21 protein-coding genes, 3 pseudogenes and 1 riboswitch are annotated in these 19,676 nt (G+C 43.0%); of the genes and pseudogenes, 13 read left to right on the top strand and 11 right to left on the bottom strand.

Going from position 1 to position 19,676, the window contains the following annotated elements; all coding sequences use genetic code 11:
• Positions 1-30: 30 nt before the first annotated feature.
• Positions 31-900, top strand: a complete 870-nt coding sequence (locus FU659_RS09125; RefSeq protein WP_147947288.1) for a sugar phosphate isomerase/epimerase family protein — start codon at positions 31-33, stop codon at positions 898-900.
• A 125-nt stretch (positions 901-1,025) separates the two neighbouring features.
• Here the strand turns inward: FU659_RS09125 and FU659_RS36935 are convergent.
• From FU659_RS36935 to FU659_RS09145, 4 genes and pseudogenes are all read right to left on the bottom strand, one after another.
• Positions 1,026-1,181: pseudogene (locus FU659_RS36935) on the bottom strand (transcriptional regulator); the annotation flags it as partial.
• 347 nt (positions 1,182-1,528) lie between these two features.
• Entirely contained in the window at positions 1,529-3,121 is a 1,593-nt protein-coding gene (locus tag FU659_RS09135; protein ID WP_147947289.1) for a flotillin lipid rafts scaffold protein FloT, read from the bottom strand.
• 23 nt (positions 3,122-3,144) lie between these two features.
• Positions 3,145-3,672: an NfeD family protein gene (locus FU659_RS09140; RefSeq protein WP_147947290.1), complete on the bottom strand. Its 528-nt coding sequence runs from the start codon at positions 3,670-3,672 to the stop codon at positions 3,145-3,147.
• A 405-nt stretch (positions 3,673-4,077) separates the two neighbouring features.
• Positions 4,078-4,935, bottom strand: a complete 858-nt coding sequence (locus FU659_RS09145; RefSeq protein WP_261807706.1) for an AraC family transcriptional regulator — start codon at positions 4,933-4,935, stop codon at positions 4,078-4,080.
• Between the two features lie 332 nt (positions 4,936-5,267).
• Here FU659_RS09145 and FU659_RS36285 point away from each other — a divergent pair, with 332 nt between their 5' ends.
• From FU659_RS36285 to FU659_RS09155, 3 genes are all read left to right on the top strand, one after another.
• Entirely contained in the window at positions 5,268-5,582 is a 315-nt protein-coding gene (locus FU659_RS36285; RefSeq protein WP_261807713.1) for a DNA repair protein RadA, read from the top strand.
• On the top strand, positions 5,540-6,649 hold the full coding sequence (locus FU659_RS09150; RefSeq protein ID WP_261807714.1) for a DNA repair protein RadA family protein: 1,110 nt from the start codon (positions 5,540-5,542) through the stop codon (positions 6,647-6,649). The genes FU659_RS36285 and FU659_RS09150 overlap by 43 nt, the downstream gene beginning before the upstream one ends.
• Positions 6,650-6,713: 64 nt before the next feature.
• Positions 6,714-7,718, top strand: coding sequence for a Gfo/Idh/MocA family protein (locus FU659_RS09155; protein ID WP_315971292.1), 1,005 nt, complete (start codon positions 6,714-6,716; stop codon positions 7,716-7,718).
• 268 nt (positions 7,719-7,986) lie between these two features.
• On the opposite strand, the gene FU659_RS38755 is transcribed toward FU659_RS09155, so the two are convergent.
• The 3 genes and pseudogenes from FU659_RS38755 to FU659_RS36940 form a co-directional block, all read right to left on the bottom strand.
• Positions 7,987-8,283 carry a helix-turn-helix transcriptional regulator gene (locus FU659_RS38755; RefSeq protein ID WP_147947292.1) on the bottom strand — a complete coding sequence of 99 codons (297 nt, stop codon included), beginning with the start codon at positions 8,281-8,283 and terminating at the stop codon, positions 7,987-7,989.
• Between the two features lie 16 nt (positions 8,284-8,299).
• Positions 8,300-8,382, bottom strand: a riboswitch (cyclic di-GMP riboswitch).
• A gap of 430 nt (positions 8,383-8,812) precedes the next feature.
• Positions 8,813-9,217 carry a TetR-like C-terminal domain-containing protein gene (locus FU659_RS09165; protein WP_261807715.1) on the bottom strand — a complete coding sequence of 135 codons (405 nt, stop codon included), beginning with the start codon at positions 9,215-9,217 and terminating at the stop codon, positions 8,813-8,815.
• 15 nt (positions 9,218-9,232) lie between these two features.
• A pseudogene (locus FU659_RS36940) lies at positions 9,233-9,334 on the bottom strand (TetR/AcrR family transcriptional regulator); the annotation flags it as partial.
• A gap of 165 nt (positions 9,335-9,499) precedes the next feature.
• On the opposite strand from FU659_RS36940, the gene FU659_RS09170 reads away from it, so the two are divergent.
• The gene (locus tag FU659_RS09170) at positions 9,500-10,261 is read left to right on the top strand and encodes an SDR family oxidoreductase (RefSeq protein WP_187274025.1); all 762 of its coding nucleotides are present in this window, start codon (positions 9,500-9,502) and stop codon (positions 10,259-10,261) included.
• A 76-nt stretch (positions 10,262-10,337) separates the two neighbouring features.
• On the opposite strand, the gene FU659_RS09175 is transcribed toward FU659_RS09170, so the two are convergent.
• Positions 10,338-10,646 (bottom strand): hypothetical protein, encoded by a 309-nt coding sequence (locus tag FU659_RS09175; RefSeq protein WP_147947295.1) that lies wholly within the window; start codon positions 10,644-10,646, stop codon positions 10,338-10,340.
• A gap of 317 nt (positions 10,647-10,963) precedes the next feature.
• Between FU659_RS09175 and FU659_RS09180 the strand changes: the two genes are divergently transcribed.
• Positions 10,964-12,355, top strand: a complete 1,392-nt coding sequence (locus FU659_RS09180) for an MATE family efflux transporter (RefSeq protein WP_261807707.1) — start codon at positions 10,964-10,966, stop codon at positions 12,353-12,355.
• 105 nt (positions 12,356-12,460) lie between these two features.
• On the opposite strand, the gene FU659_RS35290 is transcribed toward FU659_RS09180, so the two are convergent.
• Both FU659_RS35290 and FU659_RS36945 read right to left on the bottom strand, forming a co-directional pair.
• Complete coding sequence (locus FU659_RS35290) at positions 12,461-12,637, bottom strand: hypothetical protein (protein WP_187274017.1); 177 nt, start codon at positions 12,635-12,637, stop codon at positions 12,461-12,463.
• Positions 12,638-12,789: 152 nt separating this feature from the next.
• A complete protein-coding gene (locus FU659_RS36945) occupies positions 12,790-12,939 on the bottom strand; it encodes a CxxCxxCC domain-containing protein (protein WP_397355391.1) in 150 nt (49 codons plus the stop codon).
• Positions 12,940-13,049: 110 nt separating this feature from the next.
• On the opposite strand from FU659_RS36945, the gene FU659_RS38225 reads away from it, so the two are divergent.
• The 7 genes and pseudogenes from FU659_RS38225 (at position 13,050) to FU659_RS09215 (ending at position 18,856) form a co-directional block, all read left to right on the top strand.
• Entirely contained in the window at positions 13,050-13,625 is a 576-nt protein-coding gene (locus tag FU659_RS38225) for a class I SAM-dependent methyltransferase (protein ID WP_315971294.1), read from the top strand.
• Positions 13,618-14,658, top strand: a complete 1,041-nt coding sequence (locus tag FU659_RS09190; RefSeq protein ID WP_315971295.1) for a tetratricopeptide repeat protein — start codon at positions 13,618-13,620, stop codon at positions 14,656-14,658. Before FU659_RS38225 ends, FU659_RS09190 begins: the two co-directional genes overlap by 8 nt.
• Positions 14,659-14,684: 26 nt before the next feature.
• Complete coding sequence (locus tag FU659_RS09195; protein WP_147947296.1) at positions 14,685-14,936, top strand: hypothetical protein; 252 nt, start codon at positions 14,685-14,687, stop codon at positions 14,934-14,936.
• 135 nt (positions 14,937-15,071) lie between these two features.
• Positions 15,072-15,494 carry a MarR family winged helix-turn-helix transcriptional regulator gene (locus FU659_RS09200; RefSeq protein WP_147947297.1) on the top strand — a complete coding sequence of 141 codons (423 nt, stop codon included), beginning with the start codon at positions 15,072-15,074 and terminating at the stop codon, positions 15,492-15,494.
• 60 nt (positions 15,495-15,554) lie between these two features.
• The gene (locus FU659_RS09205) at positions 15,555-16,826 is read left to right on the top strand and encodes an MFS transporter (RefSeq protein WP_147947298.1); all 1,272 of its coding nucleotides are present in this window, start codon (positions 15,555-15,557) and stop codon (positions 16,824-16,826) included.
• Positions 16,827-16,911: 85 nt separating this feature from the next.
• Positions 16,912-17,621: pseudogene (locus FU659_RS09210) on the top strand (ABC transporter ATP-binding protein).
• 14 nt (positions 17,622-17,635) lie between these two features.
• On the top strand, positions 17,636-18,856 hold the full coding sequence (locus FU659_RS09215; RefSeq protein ID WP_187274018.1) for an ABC transporter permease: 1,221 nt from the start codon (positions 17,636-17,638) through the stop codon (positions 18,854-18,856).
• A 77-nt stretch (positions 18,857-18,933) separates the two neighbouring features.
• Here FU659_RS09215 and FU659_RS09220 read toward each other — a convergent pair whose 3' ends face one another.
• Positions 18,934-19,584 (bottom strand): TetR/AcrR family transcriptional regulator, encoded by a 651-nt coding sequence (locus tag FU659_RS09220; protein ID WP_147947300.1) that lies wholly within the window; start codon positions 19,582-19,584, stop codon positions 18,934-18,936.
• Positions 19,585-19,676: the final 92 nt, after the last annotated feature.

Consider the following 19,676-nt stretch of genomic DNA (forward strand, 5'->3'; position numbering starts at 1 on the left):
TTTTCCGTATGAAAGGTGTGTTTGTTAGCTATGAAGAACCCTATCGGTATTATGGTGGACAGCTTACGTCTTGGCTTATCAGACGGCTTGAAGAAAGCAAAGGATCTGGGCGCGGATGGCGTACAAATATACGCAGTTTCCGGTGAGATGGACCCGGCGAACTTATCTCCAGGCGCGCGAAAAGAGCTGAAATCTTACATCGAGTCGCTTGGATTACATATCTCTGCGCTATGCGGTGATTTAGGAGGCCACGGTTTTCAAGATGCATCTGCGAATGCGGCGAAAATTGAGAAATCCAAGCGTATTCTCGACCTTGCTGTTGAACTCGGCACCAAGGTAGTTACGACGCATATCGGCGTTGTACCGGATCAAACAGACGAACGGATCTATGATACCATGCAGCATGCCTGTGAGGAACTTGGCGTGTATGCAAGCGGCTTAGGTGCCTTTTTTGCGGTCGAGACAGGGCCGGAAACAGCGGCACATTTGAAAGGTTTTCTGGATTCTTTATCCACGAACGGCGTGTCCGTAAATTTTGATCCTGCGAATATGGTGATGGTAACCGGAGATGACCCTGTGCAAGGCGTTGTAACGCTGAAGGATTATATTGTCCATACGCATGTGAAGGATGGCATTCGCTTGCGTCAGGCTGACCCTCGTGCTATTTATGGATCATTGGGGTATCAACCTATGACTCATGAACAAATCGCAGAGGATGCTTCTGCCGGTTCCTTCTATCGGGAGCTTGCTTTAGGTGAGGGGCATGTTGATTTTGCCCGCTATTTCCAAGCACTTCAGGATATCGGATATCAAGGTTATTTGACCATTGAGCGCGAAGTAGGGGATCGACCAGAGGAAGATATAGCGAATGCGATTGCGTTTATTCGTAAATTTCGGTAGCAGAAGGATTTACAATTGCGGAAGGGACTGTCCTAGAGGGGAAACTTGAGTGAGATAATCCCATAATAAGTAAAGAAGAATCTTCAAAACCACTAAAAAGTGGAGCTGAGGGTTCTTTTTTACCATTCCAAATTACCAACAGTGGGAAACCATATCGACCGAAGGAATTCGTAAGTACCATGGCCTAGCCCTTTGTTAAGCAATTCCCGCCTTCTGTGATTCCTCTCTTTATCTATATTTGTCTGTAACCATTCCTCATATTTTTGCTCGAATCGGGACAATAGGATCCACACGCCTCTCTGAAAAAATATAAAGCCGCCTTCATACAACAAACCCATCAGGTCTGGTGTATGAGAGCGGCGTGTACTTCACAACCTATTTTTGTCAGTATAACGCAAGGTGGTCATTTCATCAATCATGCATCTAAAATGGTCTCTTTGATAAGCTTTCCCACATCTAGATAGTTCATTGGAGCTGCATATGGTTTTGTGCCCCAAATATTACGTCAAAAGTGGAGCTAACTTTCCGAAAAAGACTTTTTGGACAGCCCCCAAGTATGCAATGATTTTATATAGAATGCCAGATTCCAACCTACAATACCCCTTACTGCTCTGCAGAATGAAGACCATTATTTATCTTCGGTAGGCTCGCTAACTAATTCCATATTTATAAACTTATCAGGCTCAACCACGGCCGGTTGTGCGTACAATTCATTCGATTTCGGCTGCGTGTGTTTATTGGTGAATCCTTTTATAAGCGCCTCTAAGTCAATTCCCGATACACTTTTCAGCATATCCGGAGCGGTAGCCATCAATTCTGTCACATATTTACTGACCTTTGTTGCTCCACCACCACTACCTCCGGCATCGACAATCGTCAGTTTATCGATATGAGACATTGGCTCAGCAATTTTTGCAGCTAATTCCGGCAGCATCTTGACGATAATATCCAGAATCGCCGCTTCGCCAAATTTGGCATAGGCTTCAGCAAGCTTCGCCTTGGCCTCAGCCTCAGCAAAACCTTGAAGGCGTATAACATCCGCATGCGCGGTACCTTTAGCCAGCTCAACGGAAGCCTCGGAGTTACCCTTGGCTAAGCCGGCATCTGCGATTGCGATACCTGAGATACGCACCTGCTCGGCATTCGCCTTGGCTTCTGCTTCAATCTGATACTGTCTAGCGTCAGCTTCCCGCATCCGCCGCGATTTATCCGCCTCAGCCGCCTGTTCAATCGCATATCGATCCGCGTCCGCTTTTTTCTTGACCTCTGAATCGTACTGCTTCTCACGACGCAGAATCTCTTTCGTTTCCAGATCGATTTCACGCTCTTTACGGACAATCTCGATCTTCATTTGCTCTTCAACAATGATTTGCTTTGACTTGGCTTCCTGAATGCCATAGGCCTGATCGGCTTCCGCCTTAGCCACGTCCTGTTCTTTCTTAAACGCGGCAACCTTAAGCTGTTTATCTTTCTCAGATTCAGCAATGTTCGTATCGCGCGCAAGCTCGGCCTTCTGGCTCTGTTCTTCGGCATTCGCTTTAGAAATCCGTGCATCCCGTGATGCTTGGGCCTCAGCAATATCGGCATCGCGTTTGACCGCAGCGATCCGCGGCTTACCGAGTGCATCGAGATAACCGTTGTTATCTCTCAGGTCCTTAATGGTAAAGGAAACGATCTGCAGCCCCATTTTGCGAAGGTCGATTGCGGATACCTCCTGCACCTTTTGGGCGAAAATATCACGGTTTTTGTAAATATCCTCAACCGTCATACTTCCGAGAATCGCTCTAAGGTGTCCCTCAAGTACTTCTTGGGCTTCACCGCGAAGCTCCTGGTCGCTTTTGCCAAGAAATTGCTCGGTTGCCGTCGCTACATCTTCTATAGAGCCGCCTACCTTGATGATCGCTACGCCGTTAGCAAGAACCGGCACGCCTTGTTCCGTATATACCTCTGGCGTCGCAATATCCAACTTATGGGAGAGAAGTGAAATGAACTGTGCTTGTTGAAATACCGGGAGGATGAAGGCACCACCGCCACGAATGATTTTCAATCTGCGATCGGTTTCGTCGTTCATCACATTTTTGGAGCCCAGAAAAGAACCCGTAATGATCATCGCTTTGTCAGGACTCACCGTTCTATAGCGTGACCAAAAGGCTAAACCGAGAATAACCAGAACAGCAATTAAGATAATAGGAATTGTTAAGTACTCATAGTTAGGTAACAATGAAATCCCACCTTTTCCGAATTTTAAATGTTGAGCTCACTTACCGCAAAGTCGCGTCCTCTTAATTCAACAATGACAACTTTCTGGCCCTGAGAAATTTCCAACCCCTCGAAGCTAACAGCCGGATAGTTAGAAACTCCTGAGTTCGTACGAATTAGAATCTCTCCATACCCAATTGCAGGGATCGTAACCGATACTTCAGCTGTTCGACCAATAAGCTCGCCGACCGAATGCCCGATGGAATGTTCCGCTTTATTCATGTTTTTCACAAAGAAAATGTAAGTTAAAACTGACAGAACAATCGCGATCAAGATTGCCAACAATGCAATTAATGCTACACCCAGCATCGTGTATGTATGAAAAATAATTCCTGCGGCACCAAAAGCCGTTATCCCTCCGACCAGAACAATGGGTTGCATAAAGTCGAAATGGTTCAAATGTAAGGCTGATGCTGCACTGTCCAACCAGTGTCCAATTATATCACCGATCACGAGCGAAATCACAGCAAAGGCAATCCCGAATATCAAACAGTTCCAATACACAATTAGCATGGCGCCATCCTCTCCAATCCTTCCTTTCTTCAAAAGTAATAAGATGCAAGGGGCAAATGGTTTGGTGCGATTCTGTGCACTTCTTTATTATACACTTTATTAAGGAAGGGGAGAAGGCATTTCGATAAGTGGGTGGAGAACACACGCTGATCCTAGCTTTATATTCGTGTTTTCCGGATTCCCCTCTTGGAAAAGGATTTTTTTTGAGTTATAGGTTGGGGGGCGGACAAACAATGGATGAAAAGCAGCGTTGGTTGTTCAAAGAAAATGGGAATTTCGTTGTAGAGTATTATCATGATGGTGATATAAAGCTGGGAATTCAAAACAAATGATAGATCTTGAATAATAAAAGGAGCTGACACGCAGCTCCTTTTATTATTTTTCACAAGTAGTTGAATGCTCAATTTAAGGAGCACCTCTATAACGATAGGGACTAAGGCCAACGTGCTTTTTAAACAATTGAGAAAAGTAAGAAGGGTTGTGCATACCGACAGATCGGCCTACCTCCTCTACACTTTGACTGCTGGTTTTCAACAACCAACAGGCCTGACGAATACGCCGGGCGGTTAAATATTCGGTAATGGTGGTACCGATGGTTTGCCGAAAGACAGCAGATACATGATTGGGCGAAAGATGAACGGCGTTTGCTAACTGATTCAATTGAAAATCGTCGCTGTAATGCTCCTCCAGCCATTCCATAACCTGCTTGGCAACGGAAGAACCGGGTTTATTGTGCGGTTGGTGCTGGTGTGAAGTATCCTCATAGACTTTGAGGAAACGAAGCAGTTCAATAAGACACAAGGCTTGTTCTTCCAGCAGAAACTCAGAAACGGCATTGTCCATCCGTATTCGGTAGTCCTCCAACTTTTGATGAGTAATTTCCCGAGGCAGCCTAGTGAATACCTGCATGGTTAAGGGTTCCTTCCACATCCGATGGAAAAATGTAAGCAAAGAAGGGAATGGCGCAAGGAAGCGTTCAAGCTCAGACGGCTCAAAGACGAATAAAGATCGTACATAACGCGCACCGGCTTCGAGCTTTAATTGAATACGATGAAGCTGGAAGGGCTGAAAAAATACCAAGTCACCTGGTTGTAAATCGAAAATTTGTTGATTCGTAATAACCCGAATGTGACCTTCGTGAACGTATAGCAGTTCCATCCCTTGATGGGCATGGTAAATCTCGACGAACTCCAAGGTCCGATCCATCTCAAATGAACACTGAATCGGGTGCTGGTTCAAGTTTAAATAGTTTAGAATTTTCATGGGCATATCCCCGTTTTAGGATCGTAATATAACAACATTTTATCATAATCGAGCCCAATATAAACCCCTAGTGATCTAAGAAATGAAATACGAATAGAGGAGGGCATGACCTCCTTTGTTAAGGCTCTAAACGGATCTGTACAGGATTAATGGTTGTTTGATATACTGGAATAGAACGTAAGTTCGGGATAGATTAGCTAATTTGCGTAAGATCGATAATTCGGCGTCTACCTTTCTGAAACTTGAATGTAAGCTAGAATGACTTTTGGCTACAAAATAGTGGTAATATAGTGGTTGTAGGTTGTGAGAAAGGAAGATAATAATTGGCTAAAATGAAAACACAATACCGCTGTTCTTGCGGTCATATAGAGCCTAAATGGGCAGGCAAATGTCCATCCTGTCAGGAATGGAATACGTTAATAGAAGAAGATGTCTCTACAGCTAAGAAAGTCAATGCTGCCTCTCATCGAGATTCCGCCTCAAGAGATGAGAAACCAAAGCGACTTAAAGATATTACGGCCTCCAAAGAACCTCGCATAGTCATAGGGATGCCAGAATTTGACCGAGTGATGGGCGGGGGATTGTCAGAGATAGCGTCAATGTCATCACTGCACCTCCCGGTGCGGGGAAATCAACCCTCTTATTAATTATATCTAATATTATTGGAAAACTTGGACTGGTTGTTCTTTATTTATCAGGAGAAGAAAGTGAAAACCAAGTAAAATTACGTGCTGATCGCATATGCCCTGATTTGTCTGAAAATGTATGGTTTAAATCGGAATCCAACATGAATGCCATTCAAGATCATATCAGAGATTTAGACCCAGATATCATCATCATGGATTCAATTCAAATGGCCTACTTGGAGGAGTTAGAGCAGGCACCTGGTACACAAACCCAAGTTTTGGCGTGCACCAAAATATTCAAAACCATAGCTAAAAATTCGGAGCGGTCCAGAGCTGTATTCTTAGTTGGACATATGACTAAGTCAGAAGAATTAATGGGAAGCCGAGGGTTCGAGCATGAGGTGGATGCCGTATTCTATCTCGATGGGGATCGCGGAGAACAGCTGCGGATTCTTAGAACCTCTAAAAATAGATTCGGAGATACCGGAGAGACAGGGCTGTACCGTATGGAGGGGGAGGGCCTTGTCCCCATCGATAATCCTTCTGAATTCTTTATGACTAAGCGCGAAAACCCTGTAGCAGGCAGCTCTTTGACTGTAACCAGAGAAGGAACGCGAAATATTGTTGTGGAAATCGAATCTCTGTTGGAAAAAACGATGTTTGGTTTTCCGACACGCGTATCCGAGGGCATTAATTTGCAGCAGCTGAAAATACTTACAGCCATCCTCGAAAAAAGAGGGGGACTTCAAACTAGCGATAAAGATGTCTATGTCAAAGTTGTCGCCGGAATGAAGCTGCAGGAAACAGCAGTTAATCTGGGTGTCGTAATGGCGATGGTATCTAGTATGTATAACAAAGGAATACCTACCGAGACCGTTTTTATTGGTGAAGTTGGACTGACTGGAGAGATCAAAACAGTTCCGCACCTGGAATCTCGCATTAAAGAACTGGATCGCCTTGGCTTCTTGCAGGTTTATGTCCCAAAAGGAAATTTGAGAACACCCATCAAAACCAAAAAGATCAAAGTCATCGAGATAGCCACGCTAGATGAAGTCATTAGAATGCTGTATGGACAATACAAAAATTGAGCTTCTTATATGGCTTAATCACAAATCAAAATTGTTGTACAAAATAGGATTAGAATAGGAGCTCATGATGAAATTACTTATAGGTATTATAGGTACAGGTTGGTTCAGTAAAGTGCATGCTAAGATTTTATCTGAAATGGAAGAAGTGCAGCTGCAAGCTGTATGTGGGACGAGCATAGTGAAAGCGCAGGAGCTGGCTTCTGAATTTAACATTGCTTCAAGCTATGACAATGTGAGTGAGATGTTGGAAAAAGAGCGACTAGATGCTGTGTATATTCTAGTGCCGCCAATGTCCCACGGTGAAATTGAGATGCAATTGATTGAGAGAGGCATTCCTTTTTTTGTAGAAAAACCTATTGGTTTGGATGTAGAGCAGCCAAGCCGCATTCTAACAGCAATACGCGAGAAATCGCTGATCACTTCCGTAGGTTATCATTTTCGTTATTCAGATACAGTAACTCAAATGAAAGCCATGTTGGCTCAGATGAACATTGGAATGATTACTGGCAATTGGATGGGCAGTATGCCTCAGGTTGCCTGGTGGAGGGATCAAGAGAGATCAGGGGGGCAATTTATTGAGCAAACTACACATTTGGTTGATATTTTGCGCTACTGTGTCGGGGAAATAGAAGAAGTCTACGCTATGTACGGCAGCCAAGTGATGCATAAGCAGTTTGAGGGAGTGACCGCAGCTGATGTGGGAACGGTCACGCTCAAATTTAACAGCGGAATTATAGCCAATGTTTCAAATACTTGCGTTTTGCCTGACGGAGTAGGTAAAGTGGGTATCACTTTTTATGCGCAAGAAGGGATGCTGGAATGGGATACGAAAAATTTGAAACGAACGACAGGCGCTCATTCAACATCCGAAATAACAAACGTTGTTAACCCTTATAAAGCAGAGAATGAAGCTTTCATCCATGCGCTGAAAACAGGAGATCGCGGACGCATTCTTTCGGATTATGAGGATGCTTATAAGACCCAACAAGTCACGGTTGCCGCATTGAAATCTGCTAAATCGGGAACATCGATCCACGTCGAAGGAAATCATTCACATGATGTTGAATAAGGTGGTTTATCTATCATGATTAGGTGTTCAAACTGCTCAAAACTTACTGAACTTCAAAAGCACCATTGCACCCATTGCAAAACAGTCTTGAAATACTCGGTTGCAGAAAAATTCGATATGCTAGCTGAATCCGTTGAAAATGCACTTAAGAAAGAACTGGCAGCAAGAAGAAATAATAATAAGCATTAAGCGTTTCAATTACATACGCAAAATAAAAGCCCTACAGCATGCATCCATGGATCTGTAAGGCTTTTCGAGTATGTCATTATTAAATAGATTGTGTTATTTTTGGTTGAAATTGCAGGTTAATTTGAAAAGTGTCACTTTGATAATTAATGACCATTGAAAGCAGTTGTCTAGTCGATTTGCATTTTGCCTTCAGGATAATGCTGGAAATGTGGTTTTTTAACGTTTTTTCAGAGATATAGAGCATTTGTGAAAGTTCTTTGTTGTTATAGCCATAGATGGTAAGAAAGGCAAAAATTTCGCTTTCACGAGGTGTTAAATTGAATTGATTAGACATTTCAGTGATGGAATTTGTGATCTTTAATGTTGTTATCTGCATGTAGATTCATCCGTCCTTTGGTAATCCAGCCGTCATAGCATATGCTTTAGACCTGTGACTTTGCGTCCTTACCTTTCGGTAAGTTTGCTATTATCATTTTAGGTGAAATTTATTAGTGTCTATCATAAGATACTAATTTATTGATAGTATGTCAATTATATACGGAAATATAACCGATTATATGCCTAATATGTTAATATTGGCAGAAAAGTAAAAGTTAGGAGGAAGAAGGGGTGCTTATAGTAGGCGTATTGTATATTATTCAATAAAATAATCGAGAAAACCAATTATTTCGTCTACGTCTTCTTTTTGATCGAGGAATAAATAGCGTTTTCTCTATTGGCGTCTCAGAAATATCTAGTTTAGATAGTAATAAAGCTGCTTCTTCATTTGTAATTCCCTGAGGATTCATCTAATACACACCCTTTGATGTAATACCAATTAGCTTAACATAATGTCGATTAGAATGATGTGTCAAATATAACATTTTGAATGCAGCAATAGCTTAGGAAGAAACGATGAGAGTCAGCTAGCTTCTTTTTTTGTTCGTCATGATCTCAGCGGGGTGCCAATTAATAATTTGCACTAACTGATCCTGCATGTAAGCCACCGAATAGGTAAATCCTCCTTCAATCCAATGAAAAACGAGACCGAGCAACGCATGGATAGCGTAGATAGCATGAAGTTCATGGTTTAGCTTGCTTTCAGCGCCATTTAGATCCTCGATAGTAATTTGTTTTAAGGCAAGAAACATCTTTTCTCGTATATCTGGCAATACTTCAGAATGTAATAGTGTGGTATATAAAACAGCGTTTTGAAAAATGTTTTCAAAAATCATCACGGAACTAGCGGGTAACTCATCGATACGTAATAAGTCAACGGTTTCGTAGGGTGCGCGAAAAGATCGAATTAATTCTTCAATCAAACGATCCATGATATCGTTTAATAAAGCTTCTTTATTGTCATAATGGGAATAAAACGTACCGCGATTATAATTAGCCAGTTGGACAATTTCCGTAATCGATATGGAAGAAAACGATTTCTGGGACATAAGCGTCCTTTAATAGTAATCGTACAAAATGCTTTCAGATGTTCATTAGCATACAAACGGATGCTTTTTACTGATTGTTTGGCTATTCGTTACCTATTATACTCTAAGTGAACACTTGTTGTTTATTTAACAAGTATTCAAATCCTATAGCCTAGTGGAGGAATTATTATGAAACTATCAGGAAAAGTAGCTATTGTGACTGGTGCAGCCTCTGGAATGGGAAAAGCGATTGCTGAGCTGTATGCAGCAGAAGGCGCCAAAGTTATCGTGTCCGATATTGATTTAGATACAGCTCAAATCGTTGTTGCAGGCATTGAATCTCAAGGTGGAACGGCATTAGCTGTTGCAGCAAACGTAATGAAAGAGGAAGATGTTCAGCATTTAATAGATACTGCGGTAAACACATACGGGACTCTAGATATACTGGTAAACAATGCTGGCATCATGGATAATTTTGTTCCTGCTGGGGAGTTAACCGATGCGCTTTGGGAGCGGGTATTTGCGATCAACACGACTGGACCTATGAGAACAACAAGAAAAGCGCTTCCTATATTTATCGAAAAGAAAAGCGGCGTTATTGTGAATATTGCCTCTGCGGGAGGCTTATATGGATCCAGAGCCGGTGCTGCTTATACAGCATCCAAACATGCTGTTGTGGGCTTTACGAAGAATGTCGGATTCCAATACGCTAATTTGGGAATTCGTTGCAATGCGATCGCGCCCGGTGGAGTCGCTACAAACATTGGAGCTACAATGACTGAGCCGAATGGATTTGGTATGGAGCGAGCAATGGCTGGTATGAATTTGAACCCGCGAACGGGTGATGCTTTAGACATTGCCAAAGTCGCTCTATTCCTTGCCTCAGATGATTCCGGTTTCGTGAATGGAACTGTCATCACGGCTGATGCTGGGTGGACGGCATATTAATAAGCATTGAAAAAAATAAAAAGCATAATCTGAGCAGCGATGCGCTGCCTCTGATTATGCTTCTTTTTTGCATCTGTTATGACGGTTCGCCAACCAACTCCACATGAGCCTCCTTAATGGAAGCGTTAAATGCGGAGCGATGATCCCATAAAAACGAAACGATACTATCGTGCTCGTTAAAAAATAACTCTTGTTCATCGGCGTAATCAGTTCCAATACCATGCACACTGAAACGATTTCCTGAGTAGTTCATCAAAGTCCATTTTCCCCCGCGTTTGCGGTCAGGAAATACGAAGTATAGCTTTTTGCCTGTGGCATCCCACTTTGCAACAGAGGAAAAGTTGTCCAAGATCAGGTTAATATCCGTTTTCTTTTTGATTTGCATAGTTCATCACCTTTCGTCTATGAATGATTATTTAAATTGTGAACAATCGACGGTTGAAAAGATAGCCTGTCTTACATGAATGACATCATCTTTGAATAGGAATCGTATTTAATGACTTTTTTATTTTATTACACATTGATAAATAATTATAGGGTTGTAAAATAAGAAGCTTTGTCGGTTTTTGTCATCCTTTATAGAATATTTTTGATATCGATAGGTTAAGCGGATGTTGATGTTAACTTGGTGAAATTAGGATTTGACTGCAACCGTTCTCATATCCTACACTATGAGCGACCTACAATTGAGAAGCATACTAGTTGAAAGATGTGAATGTTTTGACGTCTATACCATCTTGGAAGAAATTAAGTTTATTCGCTGTCACATGGCCGATATTTGTTGATTCCGTTTTGCGAATGATGCTGGGGACAGCGGATGTATTCATGCTTAGCCGAGTTTCCGACCAAGTGACCGGGGCTGTTGGCTTGGCGAACGAAATTATTGTGTTCTGTATTCTAATGTTTGGCTTCGTCGGGATTGGAACAAGCGTTGCAGTTGCTCAATACCTTGGCGCTGGCAGGACGAAAGAAGCAAGTGAAATATCGGGGCTCGCGATCACGATAAATCTGATTTTTGGCTGTATCGTCAGCATTGTATTAGTCATTTTTGGAGAATCATTGATGCGTCTTATGAATTTGGCGCCGGATCAAATCGATATTGCAAAACGATATTTAAGTATTATTGGAGCATTTATTTGGATCGAGGCGTTGTCATACGCCATATCATCCGTTCTTCGCTCGAACGGTCAGACAAGGGATGTCATGTTCGTTACGTTAGGGGTGAACATCATCCATGTGGCTGGCAACTTCCTGCTCATCTTTGGCAGTTTAGGTTTTCCCATGCTGGGCGTGACCGGGGCCGCTGTGTCTACGGTAGTAAGTCGTCTCATTGGACTTCTTGTATTGCTGATAATCTTGAATCGCCGTATGACAGTCCCCATTCGTTTCAGAAATTATTTGACTTTCGATCGTCGCCAATTGAAGCAGATTCTAAGCATTGGACTACCTGCTGCGGGCGAACACTTGTCGTGGCAATCCCAGCATATGATGATGGTCAGCTTTATTAATATTATTGGGAAGACAGCGTTGAGCACCCATGTATATGTCATGAATGTCTCCAATTACTTCATGGCCTTAGCTATGGCAATTGGTATGGGAACGGAAATTATTATCGGGCATATGGTAGGCGCAGGTGAAATGAAAGCGGCTTACCATAAGTTAATGAAAAGTCTGCGGATTAGTTTCATCCTAACCTTCACTGTGGTAGGTATATCATCCATTTTTCGCAAACATATCATGGAATTATTTACCAGTAATCCAGAGATTATTGTGATTGGCTCCAGCATTCTGCTGCTCTCGATTATTCTTGAGCCCGGCAGAACGTTTAATTTGGTTGTGATTAATTCTCTTCGTGCAGCTGGAGATGCGAGATTCCCCGTTCTTATGGGGGTCCTTTCCATGTGGGGAATTGCGGTTCCTCTAGCGTATTGGTTGGGTATTCATTTGGGTATGGGGCTGTTAGGAGTCTGGTTGGCCTTTATGGTTGATGAATGGCTTAGAGGTTTGATCATGCTGCTGCGCTGGAGAAGCCGGGCGTGGGAGCGTAAGGGGCTGGTGAAGCCGGTCATGGTATCCGCCGCTGAAATGGGTTGACTGTATTTATGTAGTAGAAATAGCGCACCTTTCATTGTTAATGAGGGTTGCGCTATTTTTAGATGTATCGTAGATGCTCAGAATAGGATAGGAAGCTCTCCGAATTTATTCCTCTAACCGATAGTCATCTGTTTTCTCTCCGTCTTCCCAGATCTCAACGAAAAGTGCTTCGCAATTCTCAAAATCTGCCGGTTTTAGGGAAAGTGCCTTCTCTTCATTCTCGCCTACAAATACATTTTCCATTTCGTCGCCGTTAAACGAAAGGATGACAAATATTTTCATCTCATAAAGCCTCCAATTATTGATATGAAGCATTATATCATAATTGCCTGAAGTGTTCGAAGATGCCAAAGAAGCTGTATGTCCTTATTCTCAGATTTACTATAAAACCTCTATTTGAAGTCTTACCAGGTAAAATCAACTGTTAATAACCCTCAATGCTTGTCTTTGGTCGTCCAATGCGCAGCGGCAGCTGCTCCGGGCATGCGAAAACAGAGCAAATTGTTAAAATAACCAAATGCACGGCAAATCGACGGCCTTGCTGAATGAATGCCGCATTGGTCATGATTGAGATCATAGAAGATACAAGTGCCCTAATGCCTTGGCTGGTTTTCTAAGGCAGAGCGAAGCTGGAGGGGCATGGATTTAAGCTCATTTTTACCACAAGGAAATGAAGCAGCGCTTTCGAAATTGTATGTCTAATGATATTATGGGTACACAATCATTTAGTAAAGTAGGTTTTAATGAAATGACCCCACATATTTATCGTTTCAGTGAAGCGCCGATTTGGGATTTGCAGCGCTCCTATTATCAAGAACAGGGAATTCATGCTTGGCAAAGTGAAGAAGTTCCTCAGTACATAACGAATAATCCAATTATCGCAGTGGCTTATGCAGAAATGATCATTGGATTTCTGCAAGATAGAATCCGATTAGGTGATGCCACCGAACCTTTCACTATTCTCGAACTGGGTGCCGGCTCAGGCCGGCTAGCCTTTCATATTCTTAAGGAGCTATGTGAGCTAAGAGATTATTCGGGGCTTTCACTACCTCCTTTTCGTTATGTGATGAGTGATTTAGCGGTCAAAAATATAGCGTACTGGCAGCAGCACAGCAGCTTGCTTCCCTTTGTACAACAGGGTGTGCTGGATTTCGCGACATTTGATGCGGTGCGTGATACCGAAATTCACCTGACACAGGCTGACATTCGAATACAACCCGGCGATTTGCAGCAGCCCTTAATGGTGATCGCGAATTACTTTTTTGATTAGTATCCCGCAGGAACTGCTGTACGTAGATGAAAAAAAAATCTACGAGTGTGGAGTTTCGCTGAAATTCCCAGATGAGACTGCGCAGCTAAGCACCTCTGATTTGCTCAAACAGGTTGTTCCAGAATATCACTATCGTCGAGCTGCTGAATATGAGCAGCAATCCTATCCTTATCACGATGTTATCGAGATGTATATGGAGAGTCTGGAGGACTCGCATGTGCTTTTCCCGGCTTTAGGGCTGGATTGTTTGGAACGACTGAGCCAGTTGTCACAAGCCGGTTTTGTACTCCTTACCGCAGATAAGGGAGACCATCGCTTAGAGAATTGGGAATATGCAGAACCTCCCAAATTAATCCATCATGGAAGCTTTTCATTAACGGCCAACTACCATGCGATCAAGCACGCTTTTGAGCAAAAGGGTGCAGAGTCGTTATTCACATACCATCAATATAAACACCTAAATGTAGGCTGTGTGCTAATGATTTCAAATCCCAAGAATTATGCCAATACGCGTCTGGCTTATCGGCGGTTTGTAGAGCGCTTTGGACCTGATGATTTTTTTAGCCTGAAAGAATGGTTTGACAAGCATCTGGATCAGATGACGTTATCCCAACTTCTTGCTTTTTGGCGATTAGGCAGCTATGATGCCCAACTGTTTCTACAAAGCGCGAAGCGCATCTCCAACTTACTTCCCATAAGCAGCGAGGAAGAAATGAACGATACGCGCAGAGGGATACATGCCATGTGGAAAGGGTATTACCCGATGGAGGAGAAGCATGATCTAGCCTTAGACTGTGCGATGATTTTGTACCAAATGGATTTATTTGATGATGCGCTCGTGTTTTTTAAACGTTCATTGCAGGATCATGAGGCGAATGCCGCTGTGTTCTATCATATGGCGATTTGCTGCTATGAAATTCATATCGAAGATGCCGCGCTGGATTATGTGCATAAAACGCTGGCCTTGGAGCCTGAGCATGAAGGCGCATTGGCGCTTCAGCCGCTGCTGTTAAGCAGTAACCATCAATCATAAACCGAATAAAGGAGAAGATCACTTTCATGTCAGAAAAGCGGGCACTAGAGGCCGTTGTTGCAGTTACCGGGGTCCCGGATCATTTGTTGGAGGAAACGGAAGGATTCGAAGGCGGCTATGTGTTTGTTTCCCATATGTCGGGAAAAACCTATTGTGTCGAATCGATGGATCAGGTGGATCGTCTAACCGCAAAGCAAAAGAAGGATATGCATATTTATGGTGAATACGAAGGATTTTATATTTATGAAATGAAGGCTTGGTGGAAGGATCTTATTTAGGCTCAAACGAATGAAGAAATAAGCTGGACGGTATTTTTCCCGTTCGGCTTATTTAAGGATTGACAAAAGGTTGGATAACATCATATATTAGTTGTACATACAAAATACAATCAAATGATAAATGAGGTCTGCAGCATGGATGAAGGATTCTTGCACAATTGCTTGTTTTTCACGGCTAATCGTTTAAGTCGTACGATTACGAAAATGGCGGAAGAAGAATTTGCTTCAACAGGTCTTACTCCCATGTACGGGTATCTCATCCGTCTTGTTAACGGAATTCCCGGCATTTCACAAAAAGAATTGTCTGAAAAGCTATATATAACACCCTCCACGTTAACGCGTTTTATTGATAAATTAGAAGGCAAGCATTTAGTAGAACGTAAGGTAAGTGGTAAGACCGTCTTGGTGTACCCTACTGAAAAGGGGAAAGAGTTGGAAGATACGATTCGTCAAGCGTCGAAAAACTTGAGCTTAAGATATGAGAGCATTTTGGGAATCGAGGCAGCGAGACAGCTATCGCTGGAAATTGAGTTATCAAGTGAGCAATTAGAGAAATAAAGCTTTTCTTTTTATATTTTGTATGTACAACCAAAATTAGAGCTGATGGAGTGAAACAACATGAACACACGTACCAAATCATCAAGCATGCATTACGGATGGGTAGTTGTCCTCGTGGCATTCGTTACCTTGCTGGTTTCCGCCGGAATCCGTTCCATGCCAAGTATTCTCATGCTTCCCTTCGAAAAGGAATTCGGATGGAGTCGAGGAAGCATATCCGGTGTTGTCTCGATCAGTATCTTTTTATACGGATTAGTAGGTCCTTTTTCAGCCGCAGTTTTAGCCAAATTCGGTATTCGCAGAATAATGGTGATCTCGCTGGCAGTATTGGCTTTGAGCCTCTCTATTACGCCCCAGATGACGCATTTGTGGCAGTTTGAGCTCCTATGGGGGGTTGTAGCAGGGCTTGGAACGGGTATGATGGCAAACGTTTTAGGTGTAACGGTGAGCAATCAATGGTTTGTAAAGCGGAAAGGACTTGTCATTGGTTTGTTAACGGCAAGCGCCGCAACCGGACAATTATTATTCCTGCCTCTGCTGGCCAAAATAACAGTTGATGTAGGCTGGAGAACAGCGATATACGCAGCAGTAGGCGCAGTCGTTATCGTTTTAATCATCGTAGCCCTGTGGATGCGAAATCATCCGTACGAAGTAGGTTTAGCACCTTATGGTACAGAAGATGTCGTGAAACCTGTTGCCTTTCAAGGGAATATATTTCTCACCCCTCTACGGACACTGCGTTCAGCTTTGCGAAACAAAACTTTCTGGCTGCTCGCGGGGACATTTTTTTTCTGTGGTTTTTCCACGAATGGTTTGATTGGCACGCATCTGATACCGGCCTGCGGAGATCATGGTATTCCCGAAGTCATGGCAGCGGGGTTGCTCGCCTTGATGGGGCTCTTCGACCTCGTTGGCACAACACTCTCCGGATGGTTGTCGGATCGATTTGATAGTCGCAAGCTGCTTTTCTGGTATTACGGATTACGCGGCTTATCCTTACTTTTCTTGCCGTTCGCTCTTAATGCTGGTCCATCGGCACTTCTCATTTTCTCTATTTTCTATGGCCTTGATTGGATTGCAACTGTTCCGCCAACCGTTAAACTAGCATCCAAAGAATTCGGCAAAGAAAAGTCCGGAATGATCTTTGGTTGGGTAGTCGTTGCCCATCAATTGGGTGCGTCCGCTGCTGCCTACGGGGCAGGTCTCATGAGAGATTGGCTTGGTGATTATACAATTCCTTTTATGGCTGCTGGGTTTGTTTGTTTATTTGCAGCATTGATGGTTATGCGTATTTCCAAAAATAATGGCGCAATTCAAGCATCCCAAGTGTGAAAAAGATGATTTATTTTGAATTGTGATTTATAATTCGATAGGAAGCTGTTAGGTTCGGGATAGGAAAGGAAAGTGAAGGCACGTGATAACGGGACCATCTCATGTTTTAGACGTACAGATCGAGCAAGCCGGATACGATGGACAGTCCGATATCATTAAACAGATTCATTTTAGCGTTGGACGTGGAGAGCTGGTCGGCCTGTTGGGGCCAAACGGAGCAGGGAAGAGTACAACGATCAAAAGCATTCTAGGACTGCTGAAAGATTTCAAAGGGCAGATCTCTTTTCTGGGCGACCGGAAAAGTTATGCTTACATACCTGAGCATCCGATTTTGTATGATGAGTTGACACTTTGGGAGCACATGGAGTTCGCGGCCGTGTTTACGAGCTGGACCGCGACGTTTTTCTGCAAAGAGCGGAGGATTTATTGCTTCGTTTTCGACTTATGGAGGAAAAACATCATTTACCGGGTAAGTTTTCCAAAGGCATGCAGCAAAAGATTATGTTGATTCTCGGCTTCTTGAACAAGCCGGATGTGTACATTGTGGATGAGCCTTTTATAGGATTAGATCCAAAGGCGATCAAAGATTTTCTAAATATGCTGGATGAGGAAAGAAAACGCGGTGCGGGGATTTTAATGAGCACTCATATGTTAGATACGGCCGAGCGCATCAGCAGTTCGTTTGTTCTTCTTTCCGGCGGCCGCTTAGTAGCAAAAGGAACCCTTCAGGATATTCAAAAGCAGTGCGGTCTGCCGGATGCTCCCTTATTCGATTGTTTCCATTCTTTAATATGATGGGGGAGCGTACCTTGACGAGCAACTTTCAACTATTTACACGTAGAATTCGATCGGATTGGCACTATCAATACCGCGCGCTGCGAACAGCCGTGGATTGGATAATCGCGATTTATTTTGTGATACCTCTGCTAATCGTGGCGGGCTATCAATACTACTCTTGGTGGCAGACTCAGCCTAGCTGGTTTAGTTGGCTACCCTTGCCCTTAGTGACGATTGTCTTGTACATCTTTACATGGTTGGGGACTATTCGTTACTTTGTTGAGGAAGGCGATCAGCTTTTCTTAAGACAAAATGATCATTGGTTTAAACAACTCATGGTTTTAGGATACCGGTACTCACTTGTCCTACAAGGGGCAACTACGTTATTTTTGCTAGCCGTTTTCCTGCCCTTACTGATTAAAACATTTTCGTTTTCGCCACTGGAAGTCCTATCTTTATATCTGCTCACTTATTTATTAAAGCTCAATTTAGGATTAGCTCGTCAATTACTTGCCATTCATGTATATGGCATCTTCTTCTGGCTAATTCGGATAGCTGCATTTGTTGGTCTTTTCTTCCTTTATGAGGCGTCTGTTGCTCATCTAAGGGAACAAGTGATGTATAGTTGGTTGGAGATCCTGCTGCTGCTGGTTCTTTTGGTCATCCAGACACGTGTGCGGCTTCGTCAGAAGGGGGCTTTCTTCGCAGATGTAACGAGAGAAAGCCACTCACGGATGAGAATTGTTTCGATTATGCTAATCCAAGTTGTCAGAAGAAAGCCAAAACCGACTCGGAAGCATCCGGTGTTATTCCGAAGATCCCAACGTTTGTTTCGTGGTACAGGTGCGAACGTAGGTCTATCTGATTTTCTAGCTAAATCTTTTTTTAGGAACGGTACGCAATGGAAAATGACGATCCAGTTCGTTATTGTCATAAGTGCCGCCATGTTTATCATGCCAGGACCGATCAAAATTATCGTCTGGATTCTTATGGCCTGTCTGCTGGCCTATTGGAGAAAGTTGTTCTGTAAAGAGGAGCTAACAGCACCTTTTCTGCGTTTGTTTCATTTGTCCGATAAGGCGAAACTAGAGGCTCTTCAAACGACGATTCCTGTACTTGTTCTGCCGGCGCTTATTTTTATCAGCTTATGCTTGGGAATTTCATTTTTTACCTGGTGGGGACCGATTCTGATGGTGGCTGCCGCATTTCCGCTAGCCTATGGAACATCTTCTGTGTTTACTAGTTGGTATTAAATTTAAAATTGTATGCCAATATGACCCGTTGTATACATAACCTGTATACTGCGGGTCTTTTCATATCGGACATGTAGTTATATGCCTTTGACGAAAAGGCGGCAAATGCCAGCTGTGAACCGTTCTTTGTTGTAGCCTAAAATCTCGCGGTGATACAAGTACTGTTCAGGGCTTAAGGAAGCAATGAGCGCATTAACGGTAAGTGTAACGTCAAGTTCCTGAATTTCACCTTGATCAATGGCTTGTTGAATTAACGTTTCCATGATGCTGCGCAAACGAACAAAAATGGGTTTTTTATGCAAAGTAAAACTATGTTTTTCAGTATGAACGGAGGTAATCACCGAAAGGATATTTGCTTTTTCATCAACAAAATCAATAATTCGCCTAATGATGTTTGCTAATTGATTTAACGCTTTTCCCTCTTCAGGGGCAGACAGGCTTGATTCTAAAGAGTTAATAAACTGGGAAGTTGTCGTGTGCAATAAGTCCGTATAGATTTCACCTATATGAGAATAACGCCGATATAAAGTTCCTTGACCGACACCAGCCTCTTGGGCAATTTGATACATGGTGACGGTTTCAATTTGTTGTTTATTACATAAACTTTGTGCTGTGGCAAGGATACGATTGCGATATTCGGAGTTGCGTTCTTCTCGCCGCCCGCAAGACGGCTCCTTGCATACAGGTTGAGAAGGCATGTCATCCTTTTTGAAATTGTCAGGCTTCAAGCCAAACCCTCCTTACGATCCATCATTAACAAAATAATTATTTGACATTGCGGACAATTGTCCGTAATATGAGGTTGCGGACAATTGTCCGT

The sequence above is a fragment of the Paenibacillus sp. N3.4 genome (assembly GCF_008017805.1).
Taxonomy (GTDB): Bacteria; Bacillota; Bacilli; order Paenibacillales; family NBRC-103111; genus Paenibacillus_E.

What these genes read in the sequence shown, in the direction of transcription:
- FU659_RS09125 (WP_147947288.1), top strand. Translation starts at nt 31, where the DNA reads ATGAAGAACCCTATCGGTATTATGGTGGACAGCTTACGTCTTGGCTTA.
- FU659_RS09175 (WP_147947295.1), bottom strand. Translation starts at nt 10,646, where the DNA reads ATGCAAATCAAAAAGAAAACGGATATTAACCTGATCTTGGACAACTTT.
- FU659_RS09205 (WP_147947298.1), top strand. Translation starts at nt 15,555, where the DNA reads ATGAACACACGTACCAAATCATCAAGCATGCATTACGGATGGGTAGTT.
- FU659_RS35290 (WP_187274017.1), bottom strand. Translation starts at nt 12,637, where the DNA reads ATGAAAATATTTGTCATCCTTTCGTTTAACGGCGACGAAATGGAAAAT.
- FU659_RS09165 (WP_261807715.1), bottom strand. Translation starts at nt 9,217, where the DNA reads ATGGATCGTTTGATTGAAGAATTAATTCGATCTTTTCGCGCACCCTAC.
- FU659_RS09195 (WP_147947296.1), top strand. Translation starts at nt 14,685, where the DNA reads ATGTCAGAAAAGCGGGCACTAGAGGCCGTTGTTGCAGTTACCGGGGTC.
- FU659_RS09140 (WP_147947290.1), bottom strand. Translation starts at nt 3,672, where the DNA reads ATGCTAATTGTGTATTGGAACTGTTTGATATTCGGGATTGCCTTTGCT.
- FU659_RS36285 (WP_261807713.1), top strand. Translation starts at nt 5,268, where the DNA reads ATGAAAACACAATACCGCTGTTCTTGCGGTCATATAGAGCCTAAATGG.
- FU659_RS09200 (WP_147947297.1), top strand. Translation starts at nt 15,072, where the DNA reads ATGGATGAAGGATTCTTGCACAATTGCTTGTTTTTCACGGCTAATCGT.
- FU659_RS09145 (WP_261807706.1), bottom strand. Translation starts at nt 4,935, where the DNA reads ATGAAAATTCTAAACTATTTAAACTTGAACCAGCACCCGATTCAGTGT.
- FU659_RS09155 (WP_315971292.1), top strand. Translation starts at nt 6,714, where the DNA reads ATGATGAAATTACTTATAGGTATTATAGGTACAGGTTGGTTCAGTAAA.
- FU659_RS38755 (WP_147947292.1), bottom strand. Translation starts at nt 8,283, where the DNA reads ATGCAGATAACAACATTAAAGATCACAAATTCCATCACTGAAATGTCT.
- FU659_RS38225 (WP_315971294.1), top strand. Translation starts at nt 13,050, where the DNA reads ATGTCTAATGATATTATGGGTACACAATCATTTAGTAAAGTAGGTTTT.